16 protein-coding genes are annotated in these 15,135 nt (G+C 62.6%); 13 read left to right on the top strand and 3 right to left on the bottom strand.

The genetic code is table 11. From position 1 onward, the window contains the following. Positions 1-210: 210 nt before the first annotated feature. Positions 211-1,131 carry a polyphosphate kinase 2 gene (ppk2, locus tag M729_RS0118185; RefSeq protein ID WP_013532260.1) on the top strand — a complete coding sequence of 307 codons (921 nt, stop codon included), beginning with the start codon at positions 211-213 and terminating at the stop codon, positions 1,129-1,131. Positions 1,132-1,182: 51 nt separating this feature from the next. On the opposite strand, the gene M729_RS0118180 is transcribed toward ppk2, so the two are convergent. From M729_RS0118180 to M729_RS0118170, 3 genes are all read right to left on the bottom strand, one after another. Further along, positions 1,183-1,830, bottom strand: coding sequence for a dihydrofolate reductase family protein (locus tag M729_RS0118180; RefSeq protein ID WP_027162430.1), 648 nt, complete (start codon positions 1,828-1,830; stop codon positions 1,183-1,185). Between the two features lie 218 nt (positions 1,831-2,048). Next, positions 2,049-3,080, bottom strand: coding sequence for a porphobilinogen synthase (hemB, locus tag M729_RS0118175; protein ID WP_027162429.1), 1,032 nt, complete (start codon positions 3,078-3,080; stop codon positions 2,049-2,051). An 88-nt stretch (positions 3,081-3,168) separates the two neighbouring features. Continuing rightward, positions 3,169-3,996 carry a DUF2066 domain-containing protein gene (locus M729_RS0118170; protein ID WP_027162428.1) on the bottom strand — a complete coding sequence of 276 codons (828 nt, stop codon included), beginning with the start codon at positions 3,994-3,996 and terminating at the stop codon, positions 3,169-3,171. A gap of 195 nt (positions 3,997-4,191) precedes the next feature. On the opposite strand from M729_RS0118170, the gene M729_RS0118165 reads away from it, so the two are divergent. The 12 genes from M729_RS0118165 to M729_RS0118110 all read left to right on the top strand — a co-directional run bounded on the left by M729_RS0118165 (position 4,192) and on the right by M729_RS0118110 (position 15,085). Then, positions 4,192-5,235 carry an enoyl-CoA hydratase/isomerase family protein gene (locus M729_RS0118165; RefSeq protein ID WP_013532256.1) on the top strand — a complete coding sequence of 348 codons (1,044 nt, stop codon included), beginning with the start codon at positions 4,192-4,194 and terminating at the stop codon, positions 5,233-5,235. Next, positions 5,232-5,654, top strand: coding sequence for a DUF6163 family protein (locus M729_RS0118160; RefSeq protein ID WP_013532255.1), 423 nt, complete (start codon positions 5,232-5,234; stop codon positions 5,652-5,654). The genes M729_RS0118165 and M729_RS0118160 overlap by 4 nt, the downstream gene beginning before the upstream one ends. Before the next feature lie 238 nt (positions 5,655-5,892). Then, positions 5,893-6,408 carry a winged helix DNA-binding protein gene (locus M729_RS0118155; protein WP_008875359.1) on the top strand — a complete coding sequence of 172 codons (516 nt, stop codon included), beginning with the start codon at positions 5,893-5,895 and terminating at the stop codon, positions 6,406-6,408. A 421-nt stretch (positions 6,409-6,829) separates the two neighbouring features. Beyond that, positions 6,830-8,083, top strand: coding sequence for a L,D-transpeptidase family protein (locus M729_RS0118150; protein ID WP_027162427.1), 1,254 nt, complete (start codon positions 6,830-6,832; stop codon positions 8,081-8,083). Between the two features lie 142 nt (positions 8,084-8,225). Beyond that, positions 8,226-9,872, top strand: coding sequence for a Na+/H+ antiporter (locus M729_RS0118145; protein ID WP_027162426.1), 1,647 nt, complete (start codon positions 8,226-8,228; stop codon positions 9,870-9,872). Between the two features lie 173 nt (positions 9,873-10,045). Beyond that, positions 10,046-11,359, top strand: coding sequence for a serine hydroxymethyltransferase (gene glyA, locus M729_RS0118140; protein WP_013532252.1), 1,314 nt, complete (start codon positions 10,046-10,048; stop codon positions 11,357-11,359). A gap of 76 nt (positions 11,360-11,435) precedes the next feature. Further along, positions 11,436-12,101: a hypothetical protein gene (locus M729_RS0118135; RefSeq protein WP_027162425.1), complete on the top strand. Its 666-nt coding sequence runs from the start codon at positions 11,436-11,438 to the stop codon at positions 12,099-12,101. A gap of 157 nt (positions 12,102-12,258) precedes the next feature. After that, entirely contained in the window at positions 12,259-12,738 is a 480-nt protein-coding gene (gene nrdR, locus M729_RS0118130) for a transcriptional regulator NrdR (RefSeq protein ID WP_013532250.1), read from the top strand. Between the two features lie 2 nt (positions 12,739-12,740). Beyond that, a complete protein-coding gene (ribD, locus tag M729_RS0118125) occupies positions 12,741-13,856 on the top strand; it encodes a bifunctional diaminohydroxyphosphoribosylaminopyrimidine deaminase/5-amino-6-(5-phosphoribosylamino)uracil reductase RibD (RefSeq protein ID WP_027162424.1) in 1,116 nt (371 codons plus the stop codon). Positions 13,857-13,868: 12 nt separating this feature from the next. Further along, positions 13,869-14,486 carry a riboflavin synthase gene (locus M729_RS0118120; protein WP_013532248.1) on the top strand — a complete coding sequence of 206 codons (618 nt, stop codon included), beginning with the start codon at positions 13,869-13,871 and terminating at the stop codon, positions 14,484-14,486. Between the two features lie 63 nt (positions 14,487-14,549). Then, positions 14,550-14,810, top strand: coding sequence for a ribbon-helix-helix domain-containing protein (locus tag M729_RS0118115; RefSeq protein WP_027162423.1), 261 nt, complete (start codon positions 14,550-14,552; stop codon positions 14,808-14,810). Further along, on the top strand, positions 14,810-15,085 hold the full coding sequence (locus M729_RS0118110; protein WP_013532246.1) for a type II toxin-antitoxin system RelE/ParE family toxin: 276 nt from the start codon (positions 14,810-14,812) through the stop codon (positions 15,083-15,085). Before M729_RS0118115 ends, M729_RS0118110 begins: the two co-directional genes overlap by 1 nt. The last annotated feature ends 50 nt before the right edge of the window (positions 15,086-15,135 follow it).

Here is a 15,135-nt window from a genome sequence, read left to right as displayed (position 1 = left end):
CAATTTGGGCGACGTGTCTCCATGCCAGCGCGGCGGATCGATCATGCCTGGCTGGATCGACAGCGGTGGTGACCATGCTCGCGCTGCAATAAAACCGTCATTGCAGGCCTATATGGAAGTCGGCTCAGGTGTTGCCGTTCCCGGGCTGTAAGCCGGGAGTTTGGGGCGCCGGACGTGGATCGACAGAGCTTGCAAGTGGAGCAGCCGATAATGACCGAGCTAAAACAGAATTCTCCGGCCAGGGATTGGCTTGAAGCCGAGCTCGCCGACACGCTTGACGAAGACTATGAGCTCGAAATGTCGGAGCCGGCGCTGTCGATGGAGATCGCCAAGATCTACAAGAACTCGCATCCGCCTTCGATCGATCGCATGCAGTATTTTCGCGACCTGATCACCCTGCAGTCCGAATTGATCAAGCTGCAGTCCTGGGTCGCCCACCACAAGAAGAAGCTGGTGGTGATCTTCGAGGGACGCGATTCGGCCGGCAAGGGCGGTGTCATCAAACGCATCACCCAGCGCCTCAACCCGCGCATCTGCCGTGTCGTCGCACTGCCGGCGCCGACGGAGCGCGAAAAGTCGCAATGGTATTTCCAGCGCTATGTCCCGCATCTGCCGGCCGGCGGCGAGATCGTGCTGTTCGACCGCTCATGGTACAACCGCTCGGGCGTCGAGCGGGTGATGGGCTTTGCCCAGCCCGATCAGGTCGAAGAATTCTTCCACGACGTGCCGGAATTCGAGCGCATGCTGGTCCGCTCGGGCATCACCGTGGTCAAATACTGGTTCTCGATCACCGACGAGGAACAGCAGATGCGCTTCCTGATGCGCATCCACGATCCGATGAAACAGTGGAAACTGTCGCCGATGGACCTGCAGTCGCGCGTGCGCTGGGAGCAGTACACCAAGGCCAAGGAAGAGACCTTCGCCCGCACCAACATCCCGGAAGCGCCCTGGTTCATCGTCGAGGGCAACGACAAGAAACGCGCGCGGCTGAACTGCATCGACCATCTGCTCAAGCAGCTGCCTTACGAGGAAGTGCCGCACGAGGAGATCACTTTGCCGGAGCGCGTCTTCAACCCCGAATACGAACGCCAGGTGCTGCCGCGCGAGCTCTACGTGCCGGAGAAGTATTGAGGCAGACGAAGCTGCGATCTCCCCCACGAGGGGGGAGATTGGCTCTCCACCTTACGCCCGCTTGATGGTGACGTGCGTCGCGAGCGGGGTCGCCACCTGCTCGCTGCAGACATAGCCGAGCTTGAGCATGTCCAGGCCGGCAAAAAGGTTCTCGCCCGTGCCCAGCAGCACCGGCGCGATCGCCAGATGCATCTCGTCGATCAGTTTTTCCTGCAGATATTGCCGTATGGTGGCGACGCCGCCGCCGACCCGCACATCCTTGCCGCCAGCGGCAGCCTTGGCCTGTTCAAGAGCTGAATGGATGCCGTCGATGACGAAGTGGAAAGTGGTGCCGCCCTCCATCGTGATCGGTTCCCGCTTGTGATGGGTCAGCACGAAAACCGGCACATGATAGGGCGGGTTGTCGCCCCACCAGCCTTTCCAGCTGTCGTCAGGCCATTCGCCGCGGATCGGTCCGAACATGTTGCGGCCGAGGATCCAGGCGCCGACATTTTCGAAGCTGCGCGCCGCGAACGCCTCGTTGACGTCGGTGGTGCCGCCATCTTGTCCGAGCACCATCTTGCGGAAGGTGCGGGTGTCGACAAACCACTTATGCAAGGATTCCCCACCGACGCCGAGCGGATTTTGCAGATCCTGATCGGGACCGGCGCCATAGCCGTCGAGCGATAGGGTGAAAGCGTTGACGCGAAGTTTGGACATGCGAGCCTCCTCGATAACCGATTGTGTTTTGCAAGCAGTTGTTTTGTAACAAACCGATTGTGAATTGCAAGCGGTATTTTCAAGCTCAAACGAAGCCCACGCAACGGTCAAGTGGCCCTCGCTATGGATTCCCCGGCCAAGAGCCGGAAATTGGTATGGATGTCGAAGCGGATTGGCCGACATTGCTCGCCGCGACCGGCCGTCGTCGCGAAGAGAAATTACCCCTTCAGCATCTCCGCCACTTCGGGTGCGAAATAGGTCAGGATGCCGTCGCAGCCGGCGCGCTTGAAGGCGAGCAGCGATTCCAGCATTGCCTTCTCGCCGTCGATCCAGCCATTGGCGCCTGCCGCCTTGATCATCGAATATTCGCCTGACACCTGGTAGGCGAAGGTCGGCATCTGGAACTCGTCCTTCAGCCGCCGAATGATGTCGAGATAGGGCAGGCCGGGCTTGACCATCAGCATGTCGGCGCCCTCGGCGATGTCCTGTTCGGCCTCTCTCACCGCCTCGTCCGAATTGGCGTGGTCGATGTAATAGGTCTTCTTGTCGCCCTTGAGCAGACCGGCGGTGCCCACCGCCTCGCGATAGGGTCCGTAGAAGGCCGAGGCGAATTTGGTCGCATAGGACATGATCGCCACGTCCTGAAAACCATTGGCATCGAGCGCGTCGCGGATGGCGCCGATGCGGCCGTCCATCATGTCGGACGGTGCGATGATGTCGGCGCCGGCGGCCGCCTGGATGACGGCAGCGGCGGTCACCTGTTCCACGGTCTCGTCGTTGACGATGATGCCGTCGCGCAGGATGCCGTCATGGCCGTGGCTGGTGAATGGGTCGAGCGCTGCGTCGGTGATGATGCCGATCTGCGGTACCGCATCCTTGATCGCACGGGTGGCGCGGTTGATGACATTGTCGGGATCGAGGATGTGCGAGCCGGTCTGGTCGCGCAGCGAGATGTCCACATTGGGGAAGGTGGCGAGGGCGGGAATGCCGAGTTTTGCCGCGCGCTCTGCCTCCTTGACGGCGAGATCGATCGACAGGCGGAAGACGCCGGGCATGGCGGCGATCGGCTCGCAAACACCCTTGCCCTCGACGACGAAGATCGGCCAGATCAAATCGTCGACCGTGAGCCGGTTCTCTTGCACCAGACGGCGCGACCAGTCGGCCTTGCGCATGCGGCGCAGACGGCGGCTGCCGGTGATTTCGTCGACGCCGCGCGCGCCGGCGGGCTTTGCGGGGGTGAATTTGTTCATCGCCAGTACTCTCGTTCGGGCAGGCTTTTACCACGAGCTCCCGCCGCTGACCAATGCGGCACGATTGTGCCAGCAACGCGGTCGAGGCCTATTCGGGTTGCCCATTGCCTGACAGAATCTGTGCCGCGCCCCTGATGGCGACACGGAAAGCCTCGTCGAAGCCGACACCGCGCACCTGCCAGATGTAGGTCTTGCCGGCCATGGCCAGCCGCCAGTCGGCGATCCAGCCCAGTTCCTTGTCGCTCCAGACGAGGCTGCCGTAAAGCGCCTGGTCGGCGCCGGCCCTCTTCGCCAGTGTGTCGAGCTTCGTCATCTCGGCATTGCGAAGCGCCTGATCGTCCAATCCGGCCTGCGACAGCTGCGCCACCGTGGGAAAAGTCACCTGCATGGCCAGCGGTACGGCGGCATTGCCGAACGATTCGCGCATCAGCATGCCACGGTCGTCCTCGGCATCGAGCGCGTAATGCGTTGTTCCGCGCTCGGTCGCCAAAAACACCACCAGCCGTGGCCGCTCGGTCAGCCACGGCCTGCTGCCGAGCGAAGCCAACACCGGGTCGATGTCAGCAGGCTTGTACTGGCAGTAGAGATTATGAGGCCGATCGTACGTGCCCTGGTCGTCATGGTTGGGAATGCCTTCCATGCGGTCGCGATAGTGGAAACTGGCGACGAAGGTGCCGGCTTTGTCGCGCAATGCCGTCATTTCAGGTTTCGCCGGCAGGCGCTGATCGCCGGAAACCCGCACCAGAACCGCGTCGAGGCAGCGCTTGAAGCCGGACTGGCGGTTCTTCTCGTACTTGCCGTTGACGATGGTCTGCGAGCTGTAGAGGTCTTCCAAAGTCCCCGCCATGACCGGGTGAACAGCCAAGCAGAGGCTCAGCCCGATTGCCACCGGCGCAAGGTGCGAAAATCGAGTCATAAACAATCGTCCCGTTCGAAGACCCACCAGGTACGCTGCAATGAACTCTACCCAGTTTTCCGTATTGCAGCTCCATTTTTAGCACTGGGCTCCTGGTCCGGGCCAGAGCTTGCACCGGTGTCCTCGCCATTGACGCACCCATGCGCCACGCTTTAGCACTTCAGTCCCGGCGGCCGGGAGAGGGATTCTTTCACGATGGATTTTGGCGGAGGCGACGAGATCCGCTTCGAACATCTGGGCCGGGCCGGCGTCGTCACCTTGACGCGGCCGCAGGCGCTCAATGCCTTGACGCACCGCATGATCGGGGCGCTCGATGCCGCTCTTTCCGCCTGGGAGGCCGACCAGGGCATCGACGTCATCGTCGTCAAGGCAGAGGGCAGGGCCTTTTCGGCCGGCGGCGATATCCTGCATGTCTATGAGACAGGCCGGGCGGGAAAACCGCCGGTCGAGTTCTTCGCCGACGAATACCGGCTCAACGCCCGCATCAACAGCTACAAGAAGCCCTATGTCGCCCTGATCGACGGTATCGTCATGGGTGGCGGCGTCGGCATCTCCTTCCACGGCTCGCACCGGGTGATGACCGAGAATGCCCAGTTTGCCATGCCGGAAGTCGGCATCGGCTTCTTTCCGGATGTTGGCGCCAGCCACCTGCTGCCCGATCTCGGCGGCTCCTTCGGCATGTATCTGGCGCTGACCGGCAATCGCATTCGATATGGCGATGCGCTGTGGTCTGGGCTGGCCACCCATACCATCAAGGCCGAGGACCAGGCTGGCTTCCTCGACCGGCTGGCGTTGACCGGCGATCCGGAATCGGTGCTGCGCGGCTTCTTCGTGCAGGCAAGGCGAGAAACCGACAGGCCGACGCTGGAGGCGATTGTCCGTCATTTTTCGCAACCGTCCCTGAACCGCGTCATCGACAGCCTCGAGCGTGCGGCCGCCGCCGATGAGTTCGCGGCAAAGACGCTGGCGACGATCCGCACCCGCTCGCCGACCAGCCTGCGCGTCGCCTGGCGGCAGATCAGCGCCGGACTGACGCTGTCCATGGAAGCCTGCATGAAGATGGAGTTCCGCATCCTCAACCGGATGCTCGCCGGCCATGATTTCTACGAAGGCATCCGCGCTGCCATCATCGACAAGGGCTCGAAGCCGCAATGGCGGCCGGCAAGCCTCGCTGCGGTCAGCGAAGCGGATGTCGATGCCTATTTCGCTCCGCTCGGCGAACGGGAACTCCTGATATGAGCGAGGTGACCTCAAGGCGCATCGTTCTGCAGCCCTCCGGGGTGGAGGTGATCTTCGCCTGGTTCCAGCGCGTCATATCGGGCTACTGCCTGCTGTTCGGCATTCTCTACTGGATCAAGCTGATCGGCTTTTATCCGGGCACACTGTGGCGTTTCGACCTGATGCCCGTGCACTGGCAGGTCGCGGCGGTGGTGCTCGCCGTGTTCTTTCCCTTTGCCGCTGCCGGCCTGTGGATGCTGGCGTCCTGGGGCCCGGTGATATGGTTCATTTGCGCGGTGACCGAGACGGTCATGTACGCCGGCTTTCCCGAGTTGTTCGGCCACCGCTTGCTGATTGTCGTCTCGCATGCGGCGGTGGCGGTGCTCTATATCGTCTTTCGCGTCGTCATCTACCTGCAGAAGCGCCCGGTCCGCCACTAAGCCGTTGAACCCATTGGCGGCCCGGCTGTCGCCTCGAATGAGCCCTGCAATCGTTGCCGAAATCTTTAGGTTAATTATTCTTGCTCGGGTGACCGTTCGTTAAGCCTCTTCCGAAACCTCTTACCGGTAAGCTCTTGTTAGCCCTAGCGTTTAAGTCGAATTTTATGAGTATTCGATAGTGTCGCGATCAAGGTGAAAAACAAAAAATCACCAGGGCGACAAACGAGAGGCAAAGACAATGATCAATTCGCGTCCGGCGGCGAAGACCGCCAACGTATCCGACGATCGCCGTGAGGCTATCCGTTCCCTGTACATGGAATCGCTGCAGCTTGTTGAGCGGCTGCACCGCCGCCTGCTTGATGTGATCAAGGACGAATTCGACCGCAACGGCCGTTCCGACATCAATGCCATCCAGGCACTGCTGCTGTTCAACATCGGCAATTCCGAACTGACCGCGGGCGAGCTGCGCTCGCGTGGCTACTATCTCGGCTCGAACGTCTCATACAATCTGAAGAAGCTGGTCGATCTCGGCTTCATCAACCATCAGCGCTCGCGCATCGACCGCCGTTCGGTCCGTGTCTCGCTGACGCCCAAGGGCAATGAGGTGGCGGAGGTCGTCGCCGGCCTCTATGAGCGTCATGTCGGCTCGATCGAACAGGTCGGCGGCATCAACACCGACGAGTTCAAGCAGATGAACCGCGCTCTGCAGCGGCTCGACCGCTTCTGGAACGACACCATCGCTTACCGGATGTAAGACATCCGCCGCATCGGATCCGGCCCGCGCCACAGAAGCGCGGCCGAAATATCGACCTTCAGTCAGGGCCGGTGCCGAGAGGCATCGGCCTTTCTTTGATTTGGCTGGTCGTTATACTGGGCGGCCGATCACCGATCGATACCCAAAAAGCACGGTCCGTTCTTTTCGGAATACTGGCCGGTCGGATTTGGCCGCTAGGCCACGTTGCCGCCATATTCCAATGGAACCGAGAGTGGCAGTGATGCTGTGGTGAAGACCATGCGTTCACCCGCAGCCCGTATCGCGCCTGTGCATTGTCACACCAAGCTGATACGGACCATGGTTGGCTAATTGTTAAGATTGCCAATTTTAGAGTGCGGGCGAGATCGCCCGGTGATCAACGCAGCAAGTGATCGAACTGCTACCAATGTCTGGAACGTCCATGAAAACCAGCCGTCGTTTTTTCCTGTCCGGAGCCTCCGCGCTCGCAGCCGCGGTGGTCGCTGGCGGCGCCAATGCGCAGGATGTGATCGGTGATATCCTGAAATCCTCGGCGCGCGGCAATTGGGACGACCAGTTCGACGCCCGCGCCAGCGAGGGTGGCAAGGTGGCCTCGACGCTGCCGATCTTCAGCCCGCAGACCGTTGCCTTCACGGAACAGGCGGTCGCGCAGTACCAGAACATTGTCGGGCAGGGTGGCTGGGTCGATGTTCCCGCGACCAAGAAGCTGCAGCTTGGCGTCGATGATCCCGATGTGGTGCCATTGCGCAAGCGCCTGATGGTCGCGGGCGACCTGTCGCAGAGCGCCGGCATTTCGACGGCTTTCGATTCCTATGTCGACTCGGCAGTCAAGCGCTTCCAACTGCGTCACGGCCTGCCGGCTGATGGCTCGATGGGCAAATACACCTATGCGGCGATGAACGTTTCGGCGCAGATCCGGCTTGGCCAGTTGCAGACCAATCTGCAGCGGCTGCGCGAGAAGGCCGGCACGCTGGGCAGCCGCTACGTGCTGGTCGACATTCCGGCAGCCCAGGTCGAAGCGGTTGAGAACGACCGCGTCGTGCTTCGCCACACCGCGATCGTCGGCAAGATTGATCGCCAGACGCCGATCGTCAATTCCAAGATCACCGAGATCATCGTCAATCCATACTGGAACGCGCCGGTCTCGATCGTGCGCAAGGACATCATTCCGCTGATGCGGAAAAATCCCGATTATCTCAAGAACAGCCACATCCGCCTGTTCGCGCCCGATGGCAGCGAAGTCGATCCGATGAATGTCGACTGGTCGACCGACGACGCCGCCAAGTACCGGTTCCGCCAGGATCCCGGCTCGGAAAACGCCATGGCTTCGGTGAAGATCAATTTCCCGAGCCCTGACGGCGTCTACATGCACGACACGCCGCAGCAGAGCCTGTTCGGCAAGATGTTGCGTTTCGATTCCTCGGGCTGCGTGCGCGTGCAGAATGTGCGCGACCTCGTCACCTGGATCCTGCGCGACACGCCCGGCTGGGACCGCCAGCATTTCGAGGCGGCGATCAAGACCGGTGAAAACACGCCGATCCAGGTCACCAATCCGGTGCCGGTCCACTTCCTCTATCTCTCGGCATGGTCGACCGGTCCGGGCGTGGTGCAGTTCCGCGACGACGTCTACGCGCTTGATGGCAACAACGAGCTGCAGATCACGTCCGCGCTTTAAGTATTTGATTTCTATTTAAAAAGGCCGCCTCTCAGGGCGGCCTTTTTTCATTGATTGGGTGCCGCGGCGTTTTTCACGGGAGGGCGGCTGGACGGATCGGCCGGCTTTGCGCATGGTCGGCGGGAAAGCCTGGAACCGGACCATGGAAGTCGCTGTCTTCATTCTGGTCGTGCTCGTCTTCGTGGCGCTTTCCGGCGCGCTGGTTCGTCTGGTGCGGGTGCCGTTGCCGGTGCTGCAGATTGCGATCGGTGCCGCGCTCGCCTGGCCGGTGCGCGGCATCCATGTCGAGATCAATCCGGAACTGTTCCTGCTGGTGTTCATTCCGCCGCTGCTGTTCGGCGATGCCTATGGCGCACCGAAGCGTGAACTGATGGCGCTGCGCGGACCGATCCTGGATCTGGCCATAGGGCTGGTCTTCTTCACCATTGTCGGCTTCGGCTATGCCTTGCATTGGCTGGTGCCGAGCATCCCTCTGGTGGTCGCTTTTGCGCTTGCCGCGGTGCTGTCGCCGACCGACGCGGTGGCCGTGTCCTCGATCGTCGACAGGAATGTCGTCCCGGCGCGGTTGATGCACATTCTCGAAGGCGAGTCGCTGCTCAACGACGCTTCAGGCCTCGTCATGTTCCGCTTCGCCGTCGCAGCAGTGCTGACCGGCAGCTTTTCCCTTGCCGCGGCTTCGCTCAGTTTTCTCTATGCCGTGGCGATCGGCATCCTGATCGGCGTCGCGGCGCTGTTCGTTGCCGCCAAGCTGCTGCAATTGCTCAACCGGATCGGCGGCGTGCCGGCCGAAGCGCAGGTGCTGGTGATGGTTCTGCTGCCCTTCATCGCCTATCTCGGCGCCGAGCATGTCGGAGCGTCCGGTATTCTGGCGGCTGTTACCGCCGGCCTGCTCACCGGCGGCTCCGGCGTGTTTCGCTTCCTCGGCGTCTCGGCCCGCATGCAGACGATGTCGCTGTGGACGACGCTTTCCTTCGTTTTCAACGGTGCTCTCTTCATCGTGCTCGGCCTGCAGCTTCCCGACATCATCCGCCATGTGCCGCCGGAACTCATGAGCCTGCACCCGATCATCCAGCCGATCGCGACCGTCGTGGCGCTGACGCTGTGCCTGATCGCGTTGCGCTTCCTGTGGATATGGGTAGGCGATCTCGCAGCCGGCATCGCCGCACGTCTCGGCAAGCGCAAGGTGGAGCCGTTCGGGTTGCGCGTGCGGCTCGCCGGTTCGGTGGCCGGCGTGCGCGGCGCCATCACGCTGGCCGGCATATTGTCGCTGCCGCTCGCCATGCCGGACGGTTCGCCGTTTCCGGCGCGCGATCTGGTCATTTTCCTGGCCGCCGGCGTCATCATCTGTTCGCTGGTCTTCGCCAGTCTCGCTCTGCCGACGATCGCCAAGGGGCTGGTCGAGCCCGGTGAGGATGCCGGCGCCGCCGAGGAGCGGCTGGCGCGTGTCGGCGCCGCCAAGGCGGCAATCGCGCGCATCGAGAGCATCGCCGGAGCCGCAGATGATGAGGGAGGCGAGGTGCCCGGCGCCAGGCTTGCCGCCGCCGACAGCATCGTCGCCGGGTACCGGCGCCGCATCGCCGCCTCGGACGAAGCCGATGAGGCCCGCGCCGAGGCGCGCGAAGCCGGAAGGCTGGAGCTCGAATTGAGATTTGCGGGCATCGAAGCCGAGCGCGAAGCCGTGCGCGCCATGTTTCGCAGCGGCGAGATCAACGACCATACGTCGCAGGCGCTGTTTACCGAGATCACGCTCACCGAGGCATTGCTGAGGGGCCGGAAGGCGAGGAAATAACGACGCGCGGGCCTGGCTGGCGCAATCCGGCCAGCAAATTTCGCGTGGCAAACGTGGCGGGGCGAAAACAACTGTGTTAATGGCGCCGCGTGCAGGTTGCCCAAAAGTGTACAGCGGTTTGAGCAACGACATGCATAAACAAAATTGCCCCCGAACCCCGAGGATTTCAGGCCATGGCAACAGCAGCGGCAGTGTCGAACAAATTCGAATCCTTCTTCGAAACCACGCTGGCCGACGCCGATCCGGAGATTTTCGGCGCCATCCGCAACGAACTCGGCCGCCAGCGCCACGAGATCGAGCTGATCGCCTCGGAAAACATTGTTTCCCGCGCGGTGCTTGAGGCGCAGGGCTCGATCATGACCAACAAATATGCCGAGGGCTATCCGGGCAAGCGCTACTACGGCGGCTGCCAGTTTGTCGACGTGGCCGAGGAACTGGCCATCGAGCGCGCCAAGAAGCTGTTCGGCTGCAACTTCGCCAATGTCCAGCCGAATTCCGGCAGCCAGATGAACCAGGCCGTCTTCCTGGCGCTCTTGCAGCCGGGCGACACGTTCATGGGCCTCGACCTCAATTCCGGCGGCCATCTGACCCACGGTTCGCCGGTCAACATGAGCGGTAAATGGTTCAAGGTCGTCTCCTATGGCGTGCGCCAGGACGACCATCTGCTCGACATGGATGCCATCGAGAAGACCGCGCATGAAACCAAGCCGAAGCTGATCCTGGCCGGCGGCACCGCCTATTCCCGCGTCTGGGACTGGAAGCGTTTTCGCGAGATCGCCGACGCGGTCGGCGCCTATCTGATGGTCGACATGGCGCACATCGCCGGGCTGGTCGCCGGCGGCGTGCATCCGTCGCCGCTGCCGCATGCCCACGTCGTGACGACCACGACGCACAAGTCGCTGCGCGGCCCGCGTGGCGGCATGATCCTGTGCAATGACGAGGACATCGCCAAGAAGATGAATTCGGCGGTGTTCCCCGGCCTGCAGGGCGGCCCGCTTATGCATGTCATCGCCGCCAAGGCGGTTGCCTTCGGCGAAGCGCTGAAGCCAAGCTTCAAGGTCTATGCCGAGAGCGTCGCCGCCAACGCCAAGGCGCTCGCCTCCAGCCTCAAGGAAACCGGTCTCGACATCGTCTCCGGCGGCACAGACAACCATCTGATGCTGGTCGATTTGCGTCCGAAGAACGCCACCGGCAAGCGCGCCGAGGCGGCGCTGGGCCGCGCCAACATCACGTGCAACAAGAACGGTATTCCGTTCGACCCGGAAAAGCCTTTTGTCACCTCGGGCGTGCGTCTCGGCACCCCGGCCGGCACCACGCGCGGCTTCGGCCAGGCCGAATTCCGAGAGATCGGCAAGCTGATCGCCGAAGTGCTGGATGGTCTCAAGGTCGCCAATTCCGACGAGGGCAATGCCGCCGTCGAAGCAGCGGTCAAGGCTAAGGTCGTGGCGCTGACCGATCGCTTCCCGCTCTATCCCTATCTCGGCTGACGCGATAGGAAGTTTTGCCGCCTGCTGCAACGACGAGCGTCGTTTCAGCAGGCCGGGGCGACCGGCAGGAGCCTTGATGATGCGACCATTTCGTTTCGCCGACCTTGGCGCCGTTGGCGCCCTGGCTGCTTTGATCGCCGGGCCTTTCGCCGGCAACGCCTTGGCGCAAACCGCCCCTGCTCAAGCCGCGCCCGCGCAACCCGCTCCTGCGCAACCCGCACCTCAGCCCGAGCCCGCGGCGCCCGCCCAGACGGCACCCAAGCTCGAAACCTTTGGCAGATGGTCGACCCTGGTCGACGAGGTCGACACCGGTGAGGATCTGCGCAAGACCTGCGCGGCCTCGACCGCCTTTATCGGCGCTGGCGGCGAGAGCGGCGTTCTGACGCTCATCATCACGAACGGCGATGCACTGCCGCCGGATGCCTACCCGTCCGTAACGATCGCCGTCGACAACAAGGCCTTGCCGGCCGGCAAGTCGGTTGCCGCCACTTTCGGCGACGACAAGGGCCGCGTCACTGCCAAGCTCCATTCCGATGGCGCCGTCAACGGCCGGCTCAGCTGGACCGTCGACAACCAGTCCAAGACCAGCCTGGCGCTCCTGCGCGCCATGCGCCGGGCATCGGTGCTTGACGTCTCCTTCGGCGATGCGCCGGTTGGAAGCATATCCATGGACGGCTTCACCAAGGCCTATCGTAGTCTCGGCGCATCGTGCGGGTTTCCGACCGCCGACGTTGCTCCCTGAAGACATGGGTACGCTGTGCGGCTGCTGGCGAGGCTGGCAATCCTGCTTGCGCCTCGCTATCTCTGAAGGGCGAGGGAGCTGTTGGCGACACTTTGCCATCGCTGCAAAAACCTCTAAGCCTTTCGCTTCACCAGATTCGCCAACCAAAGGCTTCTCCATGCGCTGTCCCTATTGCCAGTCGGAAGATACGCAGGTGAAGGATTCGCGCCCCGCCGAGGATGGCGCGGCGATCCGCAGGCGGCGCGTCTGCCCCGATTGCGGCGGCCGTTTCACCACCTTCGAACGCGTGCAGTTGCGCGACCTCGTCGTGGTCAAGAAATCGGGCCGCAAAGTGCCCTTCGACCGCGACAAGCTGTTGCGCTCGGTGGAGATCGCCGTGCGCAAGCGCAATGTCGATCCCGAACGCATCGACCGCGCGGTGACAGGCATCGTGCGCCAGCTCGAAAGTTCCGGCGAGACGGAGGTTGCTTCGGGAGAAGTCGGCCGCCTGGTCATGGAAGCGCTGAAGTCGCTCGACGATGTCGCCTATGTCCGTTTCGCCTCGGTCTACCGCAATTTTCGCGAGGCCAAGGATTTCCATGAATTGCTGGGCGAGCTCAAGGGCGACGAAGTCAAGGGTGAAGAGGAAGCCAGCTGAGCATGACTGCAAGCGAACAGGCCGCCCTTGATCGCCGCTTCATGGCGGCGGCACTCAGACTGTCGCGAAAAAATGCCGGGCGCACCGCGACCAACCCGTCTGTCGGTACGCTGATCGTACGCGATGACGGCAATGGTCCGATGATCGTCGGCACCGGCGTCACCGCTGTCGGCGGCCGTCCGCATGCCGAGACCGAGGCCCTGGCCGAGGCCGGCGACCTCGCGCGCGGCGCCACCGCCTACGTCACGCTGGAACCTTGCGCCCACCACGGCCGCACGCCGCCTTGCGCCAATGCGCTGGTCAATGCCGGCGTTGCGCGGGTCGTCGGTGCCGCCAGCGATCCCGATTCGCGCGTGTCCGGCAAGGGTTATGCGATCCTGCGCGCGGCCGGTGCCGAGGTGGTCGAGAAGGTGCTGGCGGCGGAAGCCGCCGAGCAGATGGCCGGCTATTTGATTCGATCGTTGAGAAAACGCCCGGAAGTGATTCTCAAGCTTGCGCTTTCCAGCGACGGCAAGATCGGCAGGGAAGGTGACGGGCAGGTGTCGATCACCGGCGATATCGCGCGCCGAGAAGTGTATCTGATGCGGGCTGAGGCGGACGCCATACTGGTTGGTATCGGCACCGCCCTTGAGGATGATCCGGCCCTGACGGTGCGTTTGCCGGGGCTTGAGAACCGTTCGCCTGCCCGCATCGTGCTCGACCGCCAGATCAGGTTGCCGGAGGCCTCGAAGCTGGTTTCAGGCGTCGACCGCGTGCCGCTCTATATCGCCGCTTGCCTGGAGGCCGATCCGCTGCGGCGCGCAGCACTCGAACGCGCCGGCGTGCGCTTTATCGGCACCGAGACGCACGAGGGCGGCGTAGCCTTGCCGGAACTACTCGAGGATCTGGCCGCGCTCGGCATGGCCAGCGTGCTGGTCGAGGGCGGCGCCAAGGTGGCGAGCGCTTTCCTGGCCGACGGGCTGGTCGACCGCATCGTGCTGTTCCAGGGACCGGATGCAATCGGCGACGACGGCATTGCATCGCCGATCGACGCCGACCATATCCCGGCAGGATTTCGCAAACTGCGCGAGATGCGCTTTGGCGAAGACAGCTACGCCGAGTGGATAAGAGACCTCTAGGGATCAACACCGATGTTTACCGGAATTGTCACCGATGTCGGCACTGTCGCGTCCGTCAAGCCGCTCAGGGAAGGGGTGGGGCTGCGCATCGACACAGCCTATGACCCGCAGACCATCGCCATCGGCGCCTCGATCTCCTGCGGCGGCGTCTGCCTGACAGTCACGGCCTTGCCCGACAGCGTTTCGAATGCGCGCTGGTTCGAGGTTGAAGCATGGGAGGAAGCCTTGCGGCTGACCACGGCCTCGGGCTGGAAATCCGGCACCAAAGTCAATCTGGAGCGGGCGCTGAAGATCGGCGACGAACTCGGCGGCCACATCGTTTCGGGCCATGTCGACGGCATGGCCGAGATCATCGAGCGCAAGGATGAGGGCGATGCCGTGCGCTTCACGCTGGAGGCGCCGCGCGACCTGGCGAAGTTCATTGCGCCCAAGGGATCGGTCGCGCTCGACGGCACCTCGCTCACCGTCAACAAGGTCGAAGGCGCGCGCTTCGACGTGCTTTTGATCCACCATTCGCTGACCGTGACCACCTGGGGCGAGCGCAAGGTCGGCGACCGCGTCAATCTCGAGATCGACACCATGGCGCGTTATGCGGCGCGGCTGGTCGAGGCGACGAAAGAGGGGCTTTAAGTGCTGCTGGCCTCGACTTAATCAGTTTTAATCGCTATGATTAGATCTGATTGTGAGGCTCTGATGGATACAAAAGTAATCACCGCTCACGTTCCGCTGCCGCTGGCTGAAAAGGTAGATCAACTGGCTGCCCGCCTTGAGCGCCCACGCGGCTGGATCGTCAAACAAGCTCTTTCCGCGTGGGTGGAATTGGAGGAGGAGCGCCGACGGCTCACGCTTGAAGCAATGGCCGATGTCGACGCAGGACGGGTCATCGATCACCAGGCCGTGCAGGCGTGGGCTGAGAGTCTTGGTACCGACAAGCCACTGCCGGTGCCTCGTTGATGGAGTTGAAATGGACCAACAAGGCTTTGTCCGACTTGGTCCGGCTACATGATTTTCTCGTGCTAGCAAATGGCCCGGCGGCCGCACGTGCCGTGCAGTCGCTTACTGCCGCGCCGGCACGGTTGGTCGAATATCCGCGCATCGGTGAGAGACTGGAAGAGTTCGAACCACGAGAAGTGCGTCGCATTTTGGTGGGCAGCTACGAAATTCGTTACGAGATACAGAACACGACAATTTCTGTGTTGCGCCTGTGGCATACGCGAGAGGATCGATAGGACAGGAGTCCATCCAGCAATCTTCCGCTTGCGATGAACCCGGCTTCGGC

The organism is Mesorhizobium sp. WSM1293 (assembly GCF_000513875.1).
Lineage (GTDB): Bacteria > Pseudomonadota > Alphaproteobacteria > Rhizobiales > Rhizobiaceae > Mesorhizobium > Mesorhizobium ciceri.
This window is presented reverse-complemented; position numbering and strand designations above follow the sequence as displayed.

What these genes read in the sequence shown, in the direction of transcription:
- M729_RS0118160 (WP_013532255.1), top strand. Translation starts at nt 5,232, where the DNA reads ATGAGCGAGGTGACCTCAAGGCGCATCGTTCTGCAGCCCTCCGGGGTG.
- ppk2 (WP_013532260.1), top strand. Translation starts at nt 211, where the DNA reads ATGACCGAGCTAAAACAGAATTCTCCGGCCAGGGATTGGCTTGAAGCC.
- M729_RS0118115 (WP_027162423.1), top strand. Translation starts at nt 14,550, where the DNA reads ATGGATACAAAAGTAATCACCGCTCACGTTCCGCTGCCGCTGGCTGAA.
- M729_RS0118165 (WP_013532256.1), top strand. Translation starts at nt 4,192, where the DNA reads ATGGATTTTGGCGGAGGCGACGAGATCCGCTTCGAACATCTGGGCCGG.
- M729_RS0118145 (WP_027162426.1), top strand. Translation starts at nt 8,226, where the DNA reads ATGGAAGTCGCTGTCTTCATTCTGGTCGTGCTCGTCTTCGTGGCGCTT.
- M729_RS0118150 (WP_027162427.1), top strand. Translation starts at nt 6,830, where the DNA reads ATGAAAACCAGCCGTCGTTTTTTCCTGTCCGGAGCCTCCGCGCTCGCA.
- ribD (WP_027162424.1), top strand. Translation starts at nt 12,741, where the DNA reads ATGACTGCAAGCGAACAGGCCGCCCTTGATCGCCGCTTCATGGCGGCG.
- M729_RS0118155 (WP_008875359.1), top strand. Translation starts at nt 5,893, where the DNA reads ATGATCAATTCGCGTCCGGCGGCGAAGACCGCCAACGTATCCGACGAT.
- M729_RS0118180 (WP_027162430.1), bottom strand. Translation starts at nt 1,830, where the DNA reads ATGTCCAAACTTCGCGTCAACGCTTTCACCCTATCGCTCGACGGCTAT.
- M729_RS0118170 (WP_027162428.1), bottom strand. Translation starts at nt 3,996, where the DNA reads ATGACTCGATTTTCGCACCTTGCGCCGGTGGCAATCGGGCTGAGCCTC.
- M729_RS0118120 (WP_013532248.1), top strand. Translation starts at nt 13,869, where the DNA reads ATGTTTACCGGAATTGTCACCGATGTCGGCACTGTCGCGTCCGTCAAG.
- hemB (WP_027162429.1), bottom strand. Translation starts at nt 3,080, where the DNA reads ATGAACAAATTCACCCCCGCAAAGCCCGCCGGCGCGCGCGGCGTCGAC.
- nrdR (WP_013532250.1), top strand. Translation starts at nt 12,259, where the DNA reads ATGCGCTGTCCCTATTGCCAGTCGGAAGATACGCAGGTGAAGGATTCG.
- M729_RS0118135 (WP_027162425.1), top strand. Translation starts at nt 11,436, where the DNA reads ATGATGCGACCATTTCGTTTCGCCGACCTTGGCGCCGTTGGCGCCCTG.
- glyA (WP_013532252.1), top strand. Translation starts at nt 10,046, where the DNA reads ATGGCAACAGCAGCGGCAGTGTCGAACAAATTCGAATCCTTCTTCGAA.
- M729_RS0118110 (WP_013532246.1), top strand. Translation starts at nt 14,810, where the DNA reads ATGGAGTTGAAATGGACCAACAAGGCTTTGTCCGACTTGGTCCGGCTA.